The organism is Comamonas kerstersii (genome assembly GCF_008801935.1).
Classification (GTDB): Bacteria; Pseudomonadota; Gammaproteobacteria; order Burkholderiales; family Burkholderiaceae_C; genus Comamonas; species Comamonas kerstersii.
This window is the reverse complement of record NZ_VZOT01000014.1, coordinates 14,242-27,468: the sequence shown is the minus strand read 5'-3', so window position 1 is coordinate 27,468 and position 13,227 is coordinate 14,242. Positions and strand designations below refer to the sequence as shown.

Genomic DNA, 13,227 nt, shown 5'->3' with positions numbered 1-13,227 from the left:
GAGGGCATGTCATCTGCGCGCGGCTTGACTTAGATCCAGAAGCGTGTCGCTTTTTGTCACGAATGCGGCATTTTCTGGCAGTTGTGCAGGCATGCTGTATGCACACTGTTCAAGTTGTGGGGCTGCTAGCCCTTTCGCCGGATTGCAATCAAGGAACTTGCCATGGACCAAAACGTTGTCGTACTGAGCTTTGCCGAAGAAAGCCGCGCCTTTGAGGCGCTGTCACTCCTGAAGAATGCCGTGGGCCCGCAGCTGAAGCTGCACAACGCTGTGGTGGTGCAGCGCGATGCGCAGGGCATGCTGAACATTCAGGACCAGGCCTCGGATGGTGCCGTAGCCCGTGTGGCCCTGAACGGCACGCTGATTGGTGCCCTGGTGGGCATGCTGGCAGGCCCGCTGGGTATTTTGCTGGGCGGCGTGTATGGCGCGGTGTTTGGTGACGCCGTGGCGCTGGACCGTGCGGAAGACCGCGCCAGCGTGGTGGATCAGATTGGCACCGTGATTCCTCAGGGCAGCACCGCCCTGATTGCCCAGGTGGATGAAGCCGATGTGGCAGCGGTGGATGCCATTGCCAAACAGCTGGAAGCCACTTTGCTGCGCCGTCCGCTGGAGGCTGTGCAGGCGGAAGTGCGTGCACAAAAAGAAGCCCATGACGTTGCGGCCCAGGCCGCCGTGCGTGCGCTGCGACTGCAGCATCTGGACAAGTGGGAGCACAAGGTGGAGGACTGGAAAAACGAGGTCAAGGCCTCTGCCGCACACCTGAAAGCGCGCATCAGCAGCAAGTCGTAAAACGCCGCTGCCATGCATGCAACAAGGGGCCCTCGTGGCCCCTTGGTTTTGGTGGTGCAGTGCGGCTTATTTGCCAAATTCTGCGGCCAGCTCCTTGGCTCGGGTCTCGGCCTTGCGCATGGCAGCGATAAAGTGCTCGGGAACCTGATTCGCCTGCATGTGGGTGAGGGCTGCATAGGTGGTGCCGCCTTTGCTGGTGACGCGCTCGCGCAGCACGGAGGCGGGCTCCTCCGAACGTGCAGCCAGTTCCGATGCGCCCTGAAAGGTCGCTACCGCCAGCTGGTAGGCCTGCTCGGCGCTCAGGCCCATGTCCACACCCGCCTGGGTCATGGCTTCCAGGAACAGAAAGACATAGGCGGGGCCGGAGCCAGACAGGGCTGTGACGGCATCCAGCTTGTCTTCCGCATCCACCCACACAAACTGACCGGTGGTGCCGATGACGCGCTCGATCAGCGCCTTGCCTTCGGCGTTCACTTCTGCGCGTGCAAACAGGCCCGTCATGCCCTTGCCCACCAGGGCAGGGGTGTTGGGCATGGCGCGCACGATGCGGCCCGAGCCCAGCCACAGGGCAATGCTGTCGGTGGTAATGCCAGCGGCCACGCTCAGGTGCAGGGCATTGGTGGTGTAGGCCGCTACGGGCGCTGCCGCGTCCTTGAAGGTCTGGGGCTTGACGGCCCAGACCACCAGATCCACGCCAGCCAGCGCATCGCTGGCAGCGGGCAGGGCATCAATGCCGAACTTGGCCTTCAGCGCAGTGCGCGCGGCTTCAAAAGGTTCGACCACGGTGATCTGCGCCGCAGGCAGGCCGCGTGCAATCAGCCCGCCGATGATGGCGCTGGCCATATTGCCGCCGCCGATAAAGGCAATCCGTGTAGAAGATGTCTGGCTCATATCAGTGCTTTCTAAAAAACAAGAGCTGCCAGTGCCTGTATTGCTTGGTTTTCAAATACTTTTTGCTTTGAAAAGTCCATTGCGTCAGCGCTAGCAGCTCTTTTTTGTGTAGTGGTTACAGGGCTTACTGGGCAGTGGTCTGGCGCACGGCGCGCTCCCAGCGTGCCATCAGCTCATCGGCGCGGGCCTTGTCCATGGTGGGTACAAAGCGGCGCTCGGCCTTCCACAGCTGCGAGAGTTCTTCCGTGCTCTGGTACACATTCGACGATAAACCCGCCAGATAGGCCGCGCCCAGGGCCGTGGTTTCCACGCAGGCGGGGCGCACCACGGGAATGCCCAGCAGATCGGCCTGGAACTGCATCAGCAAGTTGTTCACACAGGCCCCGCCGTCCACACGCAGCTCACTCACGGCTGCGCCGCCGTTGGCCACGGCATCGCGGCTCATGGCCAGCAGCAGGGCAGCGCTCTGGTAGGCAATAGATTCCAGCGCAGCGCGGGCAATGTGGGCCAGCGTGGTGCCGCGTGTCAGGCCCGTGATGGAGCCGCGTGCATCGGCATCCCAGTAGGGCGCGCCCAGGCCGGTAAAGGCGGGCACCAGCATGACGCCGCCGGAGTCGGGCACGCTTTCCGCCAGCTGCTGCACCTGGCCGCTGTGCTCAATGGCGCGCAGCCCGTCGCGCAGCCACTGCACGACGGCACCGCCCACAAACACGCTGCCTTCCAGCGCAAACTGGGGCGTGCCGCTGGGCTGGGCGGCACTGGTGGTCAGCAGGCCGTTGGCTGAGGGCTGGAACTGCTGGCCCGTGTGCATCAGCATGAAGCAGCCCGTGCCGTAGGTGTTCTTGGCCATGCCGGCGCTGAAGCAGGCCTGACCGAACAGCGCACTTTGCTGGTCGCCCGCCACACCGCCAATGTGGATGGCGCCGCCCAGCACGTCTTCTGCCGTGTGGCCGTAGTCGGCAGCGGAGGGCAGCACTTCAGGCATCAGGCTGGCGGGAATGTCCAGCAGGGCCAGCAGGTCGGCATCCCACTGGTTGGTGTGCACGTTAAACAGCATGGTGCGGCTGGCGTTGGACACATCGGTCACATGGCGCTTGCCGCCGGTGAGCTGCCAGATCAGCCAGCTGTCCACCGTGCCAAAGGCCAGCTCGCCGCGCTCGGCCGCAGCGCGGGCGCCGGGGCTGTGGTCCAGCAGCCACTTGAGCTTGGTGCCGGAGAAGTAGGCATCAATGCGCAGGCCGGTCTTTTGCAGGATGGCGTCGCTGTGTCCGGCTTCGCGCAGCTGCTGGCAGGTGGGCTCGGCGCGGCGGTCCTGCCAGACGATGCCGTGGTGAATCGGCGTGCCGGTGGCGCGGTTCCAGACGATGGTGGTTTCACGCTGGTTGGTAATGCCTACGGAGCGGATATCGCTGGCCTTCAGGCCAGCCTTGGTCAGCGCTTCACGGGCGGTGCTCAGCTGTGTGCGCCAGATCTCGCGCGGATCATGCTCCACCCAGCCGGGGCGGGGGTAGATCTGCGGGAGTTCCTGCTGTGCCGAGGCCACGATGCGGCCCTGTGCGTCAAACACAATGGAGCGGGAGCTGGAAGTGCCTTGGTCCAAGGCGAGCAAATAGGTGGTCATAAGCAGTAGGTGCAAGTCACAGGGGCAGCACAAAGCGCGCCGCTTGCGGCTGCTCCTGCCAGCCCTGCCGGGCATAAAAACCCCGGAGGTAGGAATCTCGGTCTCGATTGTTCACCAGCCAGATGCGGCTGCAGCCCTTCTCGCGTGCAGCAGCCACGGCCTGATCCAGCAGTTTGGCGCCCACCCCCATGCCGCGTGCCGATGCATGCACAAACAGCTCGCTCACATAGGCGTCCATGCGCTGCAGGATGGCCGTAGGCAGCCAGTGGGTGGCGCAGTAGCCGAGCACCTGGCCTTGTGCGTCCACAGCCAGCAGCTGCAGCTGGCGCTCACAAGGCTTCAGCAGCGGGGCGATGGCTGCGGCATGGTCTTCGGGGCAGCCAGTCTCAAAACTGGCAAACCAGCCAATGCTTTGCAGCAGCCGGGCCAGGGCGGGTGCATCCTCAGGCTGGGCTGTGCGGATGGTAAAGCTGCTCATTGCGCCACCACGCACTGCACTTCGGCATCTTCCAGCAGCCGGTCAAAAGGCTTGGGCGGCGGGGTATCGGTAAACAACCGGTCAATCTGGCTCAGGCTGGCGAGTTCCACCATGGCCTGGCGGTGGAATTTGCTGTGGTCGGCAGCCAGCCACACTTCGCGCGACTGCTCGATGATGGTCTGGGCCACTTTCACCTCGCGCAGGTCGTAGTCGCGCAGCGTGCCGTCGGCTTCAATGGCAGAAATGCCAATCAGGGCAATGTCCACCTTGAACTGGCGCATGAAGTCCACGGCCGTCTCGCCGATGATGCCGCGGTCACGTGTGCGCACCACACCGCCAGCGACGATGACTTCACACTCGGCATTGCTGCTCAGAATGGCTGCCACGTTCAGGTTGTTGGTAATCACGCGCAGGCCGCGGTGGTGCAGCAGGGCTTTGGCAATGGCTTCGGTGGTGGTGCCGATGTTCAGAATCAGTGAACAGCCATTGGGTACCGCCTGAGCCACGGCCTTGGCAATGCGTGCCTTGCCTTCGGCATTGAGCGTTTCACGGCGCGTGTGCGCGAGATTTTCTACCGTGGCACTGGGCACGCGCACACCACCGTGAAAGCGCACCAGCAGGCCCGAGGCCGCGAGCTTTTGCACGTCACGGCGCACGGTCTGCAGCGTCACGCCCAGCGTTTCCGCCAGTTGTTCCACCGTGGCAGATTGTTGGTTACGGACTTCTTCCAGCAGCCGCAGCTGGCGGGGATTGTTATTGCTGATCACGGTAGAACAAAGATGAACGAAAAAGCGACGTTGCGATCGTAAAACCGAACATGAAACGCCGGAAATCGAAAAAAACCAATCACAAACGAACAGAAAGCATGACAATATGGCATGAATGCACAGTATCGGTGTGTGGCTGACGCTGGTACGGCCGTTTTTTTGATTACCCTTCAGCCCCTTTGCCCAGTTTTGTAGCGCCATGACGATTGCTTCTACGCCCCTGACCACTGACCGTGCCGAGCTGCTGGCACGCTTGGCTCAGCCAGAAACCTACGATTTGCTGATTATTGGCGGCGGTGCCACCGGTCTGGGTACTGCAGTAGATGCCGTGGCGCGAGGCTTCAAGGTCTGTCTGCTGGAGTCGCACGACTTTGCCAAGGGTACATCCTCGCGTGCCACCAAACTGGTGCATGGCGGCGTGCGCTATCTGGCACAGGGCAATATCTCGCTGGTGCGCGAAGCGCTGCACGAGCGCACCACGCTGCTGAACAATGCGCCCCACCTGGCGCAACCTCTGCCATTCGTTATGCCCTCGTACAGGCTGCTGGACACGCCCTTCTACGGCGCCGGTCTGAAGATGTATGACGCGCTGGCAGGCAAGGATGGGTTGGGACGCACCGAATTTCTGAGCAAGGACAAGACCCTGCGCCTGCTGCCCACCGTGCGTACCGACCACCTCAAGGGTGGCGTGAAGTACTGGGACGGTCAGTTCGACGATGCACGCCTGGCGCTGGCGCTGGCCCGTACGGCCGCCGCCAAGGGCGCTCTGCTGGTGAACTACTGCCCCGCCAAGGAGTTGCTGCACACGGATGGCAAGGTGTCGGGCGTGGTCTGTGAAGACGCAGAAACCGGCACTCGCTACGAAGTGCATGCCAAGTGTGTGGTCAACGCAACAGGCCCCTGGGTGGACCTGTTCCGTCAGCAGGACGCCGAAATGCTGGGCAAGCCCGTCAAGCCCATGGTCGCGCCCAGCCAGGGCGTGCACGTGGTGGTGGACCGCGAATTCCTGCCGACCGACCACGCCCTGCTGGTGCCCAAGACCGCCGATGGCCGCGTGCTGTTTGCCGTGCCATGGCTGGGCAAGGTCATTCTGGGCACGACCGACACCCCCCGCCACGACCTGGCGCGTGAGCCCGAAGCCTTCGAGCAGGAAATCGAATTCATCCTCAAGGAAGCAGGTAACTACCTGTGCCGCCGTCCGACCCGCGCCGATGTGCGCAGCATCTGGGTGGGTATGCGTCCGCTGGTCAAGCCACAGGACGATGATGGCGAGAACACCAAGAAGATCAGCCGCGAGCACACGGTGATGACCAGCAAGTCCGGCCTCGTCACCGTGACCGGCGGCAAGTGGACCACCTACCGCGCCATGGCCGAAGACGTGCTCAAGGAATGCTTTGAGCAAAAGCTCCTGCCCGCACGTGCCGGTGGCGTTACCGTCAAGATGCCGCTGGTGGGTGCACCCCAACCAGCGCAGGTCAAGCACCGCATGAATGCGGCCCAGGGTGAGCACATCTACGGCACAGAGGCCGAAGCCGTGCGCGTACTCAAGGGTGCAGACCAGTGGCTGGTCGATGGTCTGTCAGAGGCCATGGTCCGCTTTGCGGCGCGCTACGAATACGCCCGCACCGTGGAAGACGTGCTGGCCCGCCGCTGCCGCCTGCTGTTCCTGGATGCGCGCCAGGCCGCTGCCGTAGCGCCGCGCGTGGCCGACATTCTGGCTCAGGAGCTGCCCGGTGCTGATGTCAAGCTGGCGGACTTTTTGGCCCTGGCACAACAATACACCCTGTCGCCCAAGAAGTAATTTGGGCACGGAAGTTGCATGATGAAGCGCTGGATAGCTCCTGAAAAAGAAGCTGCCAGCGCTTTATTTTTGTGGATTTCAGATAAAAACTTATTTGAAATCAATATCTAGCAAGCGCTATTAGCTATCCTTTTTGTAAGCACTTAAGACGGAATGGCATTCCCTGTGGATGCTGCGGTTTTCATGGTCTAAGCGGTTGACATGCAAGGAATTTCTTGCGACAATTGCCTGCTTCACGTATTAAAGCGTGAAAGTTTCTGCCCAGCGGGAAGCCTTTCGGAATGGTCCGGGAGGTGGACGACGGGCCCAAGACTGACCGGCTGTCTTAAGTCAGCCCTTGAGAAGTTCTCTGGGGCTGTCCGGGTCTGCTGGAGCAAGTTGGGAATATTGAAATGATCCAAACAGAATCTCGTTTAGAGGTTGCCGACAACACGGGCGCGAAGTCTGTTCAGTGCATTAAGGTACTGGGCGGTTCTCATCGTCGCTACGCGAGCGTTGGTGACATCATCAAAGTGAGCATCAAAGAGGCGGCCCCCCGTGGTCGCGTCAAGAAGGGCGATGTTTACAGTGCTGTGGTGGTTCGCACTGCCAAGGGTATCCGTCGTGCAGACGGCTCCCTGGTAAAGTTCGACACCAACGCCGCTGTGCTGCTCAACGCCAAGCTCGAGCCTATCGGCACACGTATTTTTGGCCCTGTGACACGTGAACTGCGTACTGAAAAGTTCATGAAGATCGTGTCCCTGGCACCTGAAGTTATCTAAAGGAAGCGCAATGAACAAGATTCGCAAGGGCGACGAAGTCATCGTGCTGACTGGCCGTGACAAGGGTAAGCGTGGCATCGTTACTGCGCGTAAGGATGACTCTCACCTGGTGATCGAAGGTATCAACCTGGTGAAGAAGCACGTGAAGCCAAACCCCATGAAGGGCACCACTGGCGGCATCGTGGAAAAGGCTATGCCTATCCACCAATCCAACGTGGCTATCTTCAACGCAGCGACAGGCAAGGCCGATCGCGTGGGCATCAAGGTGAACGCCGACGGCACACGTGTTCGCGTGTTCAAGTCCAATGGCGCTGAAATCAAGGCCGCCTAAGGAGTAACACATGGCACGACTGCAAAAACTCTATCGCGAAAAGATCGCGGCTGAACTGAAAGAAAAGTTCGGCTACCAATCCGTCATGGAAGTGCCCCGTCTGACCAAGATCACCCTGAACATGGGTGTGGGTGAGGCAGTGGCCGACAAGAAGGTGTTGGACAACGCTGTGGCTGACCTGACCAAGATTGCTGGTCAAAAGCCCGTGGTGACCAAGGCCAAGAAGGCTATCGCTGGTTTCAAGATCCGCGAAGGCCAGGCTATCGGTTGCATGGTGACCCTGCGCGGTGTTCGCATGTACGAATTCCTGGACCGCTTCGTGACGATCGCTCTGCCTCGCGTGCGTGACTTCCGTGGTATCTCTGGTCGTTCGTTCGACGGTCGCGGCAACTACAACGTTGGCGTAAAAGAACAGATCATTTTCCCCGAAATCGAATACGACAAGGTGGATGCTCTGCGTGGTCTGAATATCAGCATCACAACGACCGCCAAGACTGACGACGAGTGCAAGGCACTGCTCGCAGCGTTCAAATTCCCCTTCAAGAACTGAGGTGGCGCATGGCTAAGAAAGCTTTGATCGAGCGCGAACTGAAGCGCGAAAAGCTGGCAGCTAAGTACGCTGCCAAGTACGCAGAACTGAAGGCAATCGCCGGCGACGCAAAGCGCACCGACGAAGAACGTGATGCAGCCCGTCTGGGTCTGCAGAAGTTGCCTCGCAACGCCAACCCTACTCGCCAACGTAACCGTTGCGAAATCACTGGTCGTCCACGTGGCACATTCCGTCAATTCGGTCTGGGCCGCGCCAAGATCCGTGAACTGGCCTTTGCTGGTGACATCCCCGGTGTGACCAAGGCTAGCTGGTAAGCAAGCAGGAGAGATACAAGATGAGCATGAGTGATCCTATCGCCGACTTGCTGACCCGTATTCGCAACGCCCAACTGGTGTCTAAGGCCACCGTGTCGGCTCCTTCCTCTAAGGTGAAGGTTGCCATCGCACAAGTGCTGAAGGACGAGGGCTATATCGACGGTTTTGAAGTCAAAACTGAAGGCGGCAAATCTGAACTCGTTATTACCCTGAAGTACTACGCCGGTCGTGGCGTGATCGAGCGCATCGAGCGTGTAAGCCGTCCTGGCCTGCGCGTGTACAAGGGCTGTAACGCAATTCCTCAAGTCCAAAACGGCTTGGGTGTGGCCATTGTTACTACACCTAAGGGTGTGATGACCGATCGCAAGGCGCGTGCTACCGGTGTTGGTGGCGAAGTGCTGTGCTATGTGGCCTAACGGACATTGAAGGAGAAATACTGAAATGTCTCGCGTAGCTAAAGCAAATGTGACCATCCCCGCTGGCGTGGATGTGTCTATCACTGCTGACTCCATCAAGGTCAAGGGCAAGGGCGGCGAACTGTCCCAAGCTCTGAACGCCCTGGTGACCATCAGCAACAACGAAGGCAAGCTGTCGTTTGCCCCCGCTAACGATTCCCGTGAAGCTGACGCTCTGGCCGGTACTTTCCGCCAGCTGGTCAACAACATGGTGAAGGGCGTGACCGAAGGCTTCGAAAAGAAGCTGAGCCTGATCGGCGTTGGTTACAAGGCCGCTGTGCAGGGCAGCAAGCTGAACCTGAATGTGGGCTTCTCGCACCCCGTGCACTTTGAAGCTCCTCAGGGCATCACCATCACTACCCCCACGCCTACTGAAGTCGTGATCAAGGGTGCTGACCGCCAAGTGGTGGGTCAGCTGGCCGCTGAGATCCGTGCCGTTCGTCCCCCAGAGCCCTACAAGGGTAAGGGCATCCGTTACTCGGATGAGAAGGTCGTGATCAAAGAGACCAAGAAGAAGTAAGGAGCTGCAATATGTTGACCAAGAAAGAGCAGCGTCTGCGTCGTGCACGCCAAACACGTATCCGCATTGCACAGCAAGGCGTGGCACGTCTGAGCGTGAACCGTACGAACCTCCACATCTACGCCAGCGTTTTCTCCGAAGACGGCACCAAGGTGCTGGCTACTGCTTCTACTGCAGAAGCCGAAGTGCGCGCACAACTGGGCGCCGCTGGCAAGGGTGGCAACGTGGCTGCAGCCGCACTGATCGGCAAGCGTATTGCTGAAAAGGCTAAGGCAGCTGGCGTTGAGAAAGTGGCTTTCGACCGCGCCGGTTTTGCATACCATGGCCGTGTGAAGGCTTTGGCAGAAGCCGCTCGTGAAGCGGGCCTGCAGTTCTAAGCGGAGCGGACAAAATGGCAAAAGTATCCCCCAAGGTGCAAGACGAAGGTCGTGACGACGGTCTGCGCGAAAAAATGATCGCGGTCAACCGCGTCACCAAGGTTGTGAAGGGTGGCCGTATCCTCGGCTTCGCTGCACTGACCGTGGTTGGCGACGGTGACGGCCGCGTTGGCATGGGTAAGGGCAAGTCCAAGGAAGTGCCTGCAGCTGTGCAAAAGGGCATGGAAGAGTCTCGCCGCAACATGATGAAGGTTTCGCTCAAGAGCGGCACCATCCACCACTCTGTGGTGGGTCACCATGGCGCTTCGCGCGTGGAACTGCACCCCGCCCCCAAGGGTACCGGTATCATCGCCGGCGGCCCAATGCGCGCTGTGTTCGAAGTGGTTGGTATTACCGACATCGTGGCCAAGAGCCATGGCTCTTCGAATCCCTACAACATGGTTCGCGCCACTTTCGACGCGCTGAAGAACGTCACTACTCCTGCAGAAGTGGCTGCTAAGCGCGGCAAGTCGGTTGAAGACCTGTTCGCCTGATCGGAGTCCAGCACATGTCTACACAACAAACCATCAAGGTTCAGCTGGTTCGTAGCCCCATCGGCACCAAAGAGTCGCACCGCGCGACTGTGCGAGGCCTGGGTCTGCGTAAGCTGAACAGCGTCAGCGAACTGCAGGACACTCCTGCAGTGCGCGGCATGATTAACAAGATCGCCTACCTGGTGAAGGTACTCTGAGAGGATTGATGATGGAACTCAATAGCATCAAGCCCGCAGAAGGCGCCAAGCACGCCAAGCGTCGCGTTGGTCGCGGTATCGGTTCCGGTCTGGGTAAGACCGCCGGTCGTGGTCACAAGGGTCAGAAGTCGCGTTCGGGTGGCTACCACAAGGTAGGCTTCGAAGGCGGTCAGATGCCTCTGCAGCGCCGTCTGCCCAAGCGTGGTTTCAAGTCTGCGTCGCTGAAGTTCAACGCTGAAGTGACTCTGAAGGCTCTGGAACAGCTGGGTCTGGCCGAAGTCGATGTTGCCGCTCTGAAGCAGGCTGGCCTGGTGCCCGCCAACGCTCAAGTGGTGAAGGTCATCAAGAATGGTGAAATCACCAAGGCTGTGAAGCTGAACGGTATCGGTGCTACTGCCGGTGCTAAGGCAGCTATCGAAGCCGCTGGTGGCAGCATCGCCTGATTAACTGAAAGAAGACATCCGTGGCTACTAGCGCAGCTCAAATTGCAAAAACCGGCAAGTTTGGTGACTTGCGTCACCGACTGGTTTTTCTGTTGCTTGCGCTGGTCGTATACCGCATCGGGGCTCATATCCCGGTGCCGGGCATCGACCCAGCGCAGCTGCAGCAGCTGTTCAATGGCCAGCAGGGCATTCTCAACCTGTTCAACATGTTCTCGGGTGGAGCGCTGGAGCGCTTCACGGTGTTTGCACTGGGGATCATGCCGTACATCTCGGCATCGATCATCATGCAACTGATGACGTATGTTGTCCCAACATTTGAGCAACTGAAGAAGGAAGGTGAAGCGGGTCGTCGCAAGATTACCCAGTTCACCCGCTATGGCACATTGGGCCTGGCAATCTTCCAGTCGTTGGGTATTGCCGTGGCTCTGGAAAGCTCTCCAGGTCTGGTGCTGGACCCAGGTTTCGGCTTCCGCATGACTGCGGTGGTGAGCCTGACCGCTGGCACTATGTTCCTGATGTGGCTGGGCGAACAGATCACTGAACGTGGTCTGGGTAACGGTATTTCCATTCTGATTTTTGCTGGTATTGCCGCAGGCTTGCCCAGCTCGATCGGTGGACTGCTGGAGCTGGTTCGCACTGGCGCCATGAGCATTCTGGTCGCGATCTTTATCGTTCTCGTTGTGGCAGCCGTGACGTACTTCGTCGTGTTTGTTGAACGAGGCCAGCGAAAGATCCTTGTCAATTACGCACGCCGCCAAGTCGGCAACAAGGTGTATGGTGGTCAGTCTTCGCACTTGCCACTGAAGCTCAACATGGCGGGTGTGATTCCTCCCATCTTTGCTTCCTCGATCATCTTGCTGCCAGCAACCGTGGTGAATTGGTTCAGTGCAGGGGAATCCATGCGCTGGCTGAAGGACATTGCATCGACACTGACTCCCGGTCAGCCGATTTATGTAATGCTCTACGCAGCCGCCATCATTTTCTTCTGTTTCTTCTATACAGCCCTCGTGTTCAACAGCCGCGAGACCGCTGATAATCTGAAGAAGAGCGGTGCTTTCATTCCCGGCATTCGTCCTGGAGACCAGACAGCACGCTACATTGACAAGATTTTGGTGCGCTTGACACTGGCTGGTGCGATCTACATCACGTTTGTCTGTCTGTTGCCCGAGTTCCTGATCCTGAAATACAACGTTCCGTTCTATTTCGGCGGTACATCACTGCTGATTATTGTGGTGGTGACCATGGACTTCATGGCGCAGGTACAGAACTACATGATGTCGCAGCAGTATGAGTCTCTGCTGAAGAAGGCCAACTTCAAGGCATCAGCTCGCTGAGATATATGAACCGGATTCCTCCTGGGGTGTCCCAGGAGGAATTTAACAACAGGCAAGAATGAGTGCTCTACGCTTTTTCGCGGTCACAGGCAGTGCCCAGGTCGAAGAAGTGTTACGGATGCAAGTTTTAGGAGAATGAAATGAGAGTTTCGGCTTCGGTCAAGAAAATCTGCCGCAACTGCAAGATCATCCGCCGCAAGGGTGTGGTGCGCGTGATCTGCACAGACCAGCGCCATAAGCAGCGCCAGGGCTGATTGAAAGTATTAGAGGACTAATATGGCACGTATTGCTGGTATTAACATCCCGCCCCACAAGCATGCTGAAATCGGCCTGACCGCCATTTATGGCATTGGTCGTTCGACTGCTCGCAAGATTTGCGAAGCTTGCGGCATCGAGTACTCCAAGAAGATCAAGGATCTGACGGACGCTGATCTGGATAAGATCCGTGACTTCCTGAATCCTATGACTCTGGAAGGCGATCTGCGTCGTGAAACAACCATGAACATCAAGCGTTTGATGGACATCGGTTGCTACCGCGGTTTCCGTCACCGTCGTGGTCTGCCCATGCGCGGTCAACGTACACGTACCAATGCGCGTACCCGTAAGGGTCCCCGTAAAGGTGCAGCTGCACTGAAGAAATAAGGGATTGAGAGATCACTATGGCTAAGGCACAAAACAACGCTGCAGCACGTGTACGTAAGAAGGTTCGCAAGAACATTTCTGACGGTATTGCACACGTGCACGCTTCGTTCAACAACACGATCATCACCATCACCGACCGTCAAGGCAATGCTCTGTCTTGGGCTTCGTCGGGTGGCCAGGGCTTCAAGGGTTCGCGTAAGTCGACTCCTTTTGCAGCTCAGGTTGCTTCGGAAGTGGCCGGTCGTGCTGCTATCGAACAGGGCATCAAGAACCTGGACGTGGAAATCAAGGGTCCCGGTCCCGGCCGTGAATCTTCGGTTCGCGCTCTGGGCGCCCTGGGTATCCGTATCACTTCCATCTCGGACGTGACTCCGGTTCCCCACAACGGTTGCCGCCCTCAAAAGCGTCGTCGTATCTAATCTG

General features: G+C 58.9%; 20 protein-coding genes. 16 read left to right on the top strand and 4 right to left on the bottom strand.

The window, feature by feature from the left end:
- Positions 1–162: 162 nt before the first annotated feature.
- Entirely contained in the window at positions 163–789 is a 627-nt protein-coding gene (locus tag F7P80_RS14415; RefSeq protein WP_151045683.1) for a DUF1269 domain-containing protein, read from the top strand.
- Positions 790–855: 66 nt separating this feature from the next.
- Here the strand turns inward: F7P80_RS14415 and proC are convergent, their stop codons facing one another.
- From proC to F7P80_RS14395, 4 genes are all read right to left on the bottom strand, one after another.
- Positions 856–1,680 carry a pyrroline-5-carboxylate reductase gene (proC, locus tag F7P80_RS14410; RefSeq protein WP_151045681.1) on the bottom strand — a complete coding sequence of 275 codons (825 nt, stop codon included), beginning with the start codon at positions 1,678–1,680 and terminating at the stop codon, positions 856–858.
- A 124-nt stretch (positions 1,681–1,804) separates the two neighbouring features.
- Positions 1,805–3,301 (bottom strand): glycerol kinase GlpK, encoded by a 1,497-nt coding sequence (gene glpK / locus F7P80_RS14405; protein ID WP_151045679.1) that lies wholly within the window; start codon positions 3,299–3,301, stop codon positions 1,805–1,807.
- A gap of 16 nt (positions 3,302–3,317) precedes the next feature.
- Positions 3,318–3,779, bottom strand: a complete 462-nt coding sequence (locus F7P80_RS14400) for a GNAT family N-acetyltransferase (RefSeq protein ID WP_054065027.1) — start codon at positions 3,777–3,779, stop codon at positions 3,318–3,320.
- Positions 3,776–4,546 carry a DeoR/GlpR family DNA-binding transcription regulator gene (locus F7P80_RS14395; RefSeq protein ID WP_133936513.1) on the bottom strand — a complete coding sequence of 257 codons (771 nt, stop codon included), beginning with the start codon at positions 4,544–4,546 and terminating at the stop codon, positions 3,776–3,778. Before F7P80_RS14395 ends, F7P80_RS14400 begins: the two co-directional genes overlap by 4 nt.
- A gap of 199 nt (positions 4,547–4,745) precedes the next feature.
- On the opposite strand from F7P80_RS14395, the gene F7P80_RS14390 reads away from it, so the two are divergent.
- The 15 genes from F7P80_RS14390 (at position 4,746) to rpsK (ending at position 13,223) form a co-directional block, all read left to right on the top strand.
- Positions 4,746–6,347 (top strand): glycerol-3-phosphate dehydrogenase/oxidase, encoded by a 1,602-nt coding sequence (locus F7P80_RS14390; protein WP_054065028.1) that lies wholly within the window; start codon positions 4,746–4,748, stop codon positions 6,345–6,347.
- Between the two features lie 392 nt (positions 6,348–6,739).
- Positions 6,740–7,108, top strand: a complete 369-nt coding sequence (gene rplN, locus F7P80_RS14385) for a 50S ribosomal protein L14 (protein WP_054065029.1) — start codon at positions 6,740–6,742, stop codon at positions 7,106–7,108.
- Between the two features lie 10 nt (positions 7,109–7,118).
- On the top strand, positions 7,119–7,439 hold the full coding sequence (rplX, locus tag F7P80_RS14380; RefSeq protein WP_054065030.1) for a 50S ribosomal protein L24: 321 nt from the start codon (positions 7,119–7,121) through the stop codon (positions 7,437–7,439).
- 10 nt (positions 7,440–7,449) lie between these two features.
- Positions 7,450–7,989, top strand: coding sequence for a 50S ribosomal protein L5 (gene rplE, locus F7P80_RS14375; protein ID WP_054065031.1), 540 nt, complete (start codon positions 7,450–7,452; stop codon positions 7,987–7,989).
- A gap of 8 nt (positions 7,990–7,997) precedes the next feature.
- The gene (gene rpsN, locus F7P80_RS14370; RefSeq protein ID WP_054065032.1) at positions 7,998–8,303 is read left to right on the top strand and encodes a 30S ribosomal protein S14; all 306 of its coding nucleotides are present in this window, start codon (positions 7,998–8,000) and stop codon (positions 8,301–8,303) included.
- 20 nt (positions 8,304–8,323) lie between these two features.
- Positions 8,324–8,719, top strand: a complete 396-nt coding sequence (gene rpsH / locus F7P80_RS14365; RefSeq protein ID WP_054065033.1) for a 30S ribosomal protein S8 — start codon at positions 8,324–8,326, stop codon at positions 8,717–8,719.
- Between the two features lie 25 nt (positions 8,720–8,744).
- Positions 8,745–9,278 (top strand): 50S ribosomal protein L6, encoded by a 534-nt coding sequence (rplF, locus tag F7P80_RS14360; protein ID WP_054065034.1) that lies wholly within the window; start codon positions 8,745–8,747, stop codon positions 9,276–9,278.
- Between the two features lie 11 nt (positions 9,279–9,289).
- Positions 9,290–9,655: a 50S ribosomal protein L18 gene (gene rplR / locus F7P80_RS14355; RefSeq protein WP_054065035.1), complete on the top strand. Its 366-nt coding sequence runs from the start codon at positions 9,290–9,292 to the stop codon at positions 9,653–9,655.
- A gap of 14 nt (positions 9,656–9,669) precedes the next feature.
- Positions 9,670–10,188: a 30S ribosomal protein S5 gene (rpsE, locus tag F7P80_RS14350; RefSeq protein ID WP_054065036.1), complete on the top strand. Its 519-nt coding sequence runs from the start codon at positions 9,670–9,672 to the stop codon at positions 10,186–10,188.
- Between the two features lie 14 nt (positions 10,189–10,202).
- Entirely contained in the window at positions 10,203–10,385 is a 183-nt protein-coding gene (gene rpmD, locus F7P80_RS14345) for a 50S ribosomal protein L30 (protein ID WP_054065037.1), read from the top strand.
- 11 nt (positions 10,386–10,396) lie between these two features.
- The gene (gene rplO / locus F7P80_RS14340) at positions 10,397–10,828 is read left to right on the top strand and encodes a 50S ribosomal protein L15 (RefSeq protein WP_054065053.1); all 432 of its coding nucleotides are present in this window, start codon (positions 10,397–10,399) and stop codon (positions 10,826–10,828) included.
- Between the two features lie 20 nt (positions 10,829–10,848).
- Positions 10,849–12,162, top strand: a complete 1,314-nt coding sequence (gene secY / locus F7P80_RS14335) for a preprotein translocase subunit SecY (protein ID WP_054065038.1) — start codon at positions 10,849–10,851, stop codon at positions 12,160–12,162.
- A 140-nt stretch (positions 12,163–12,302) separates the two neighbouring features.
- The gene (rpmJ, locus tag F7P80_RS14330; protein WP_003050535.1) at positions 12,303–12,416 is read left to right on the top strand and encodes a 50S ribosomal protein L36; all 114 of its coding nucleotides are present in this window, start codon (positions 12,303–12,305) and stop codon (positions 12,414–12,416) included.
- A gap of 22 nt (positions 12,417–12,438) precedes the next feature.
- Positions 12,439–12,804 (top strand): 30S ribosomal protein S13, encoded by a 366-nt coding sequence (gene rpsM, locus F7P80_RS14325; protein ID WP_054065039.1) that lies wholly within the window; start codon positions 12,439–12,441, stop codon positions 12,802–12,804.
- Positions 12,805–12,821: 17 nt separating this feature from the next.
- A complete protein-coding gene (gene rpsK / locus F7P80_RS14320) occupies positions 12,822–13,223 on the top strand; it encodes a 30S ribosomal protein S11 (RefSeq protein WP_042417426.1) in 402 nt (133 codons plus the stop codon).
- The last annotated feature ends 4 nt before the right edge of the window (positions 13,224–13,227 follow it).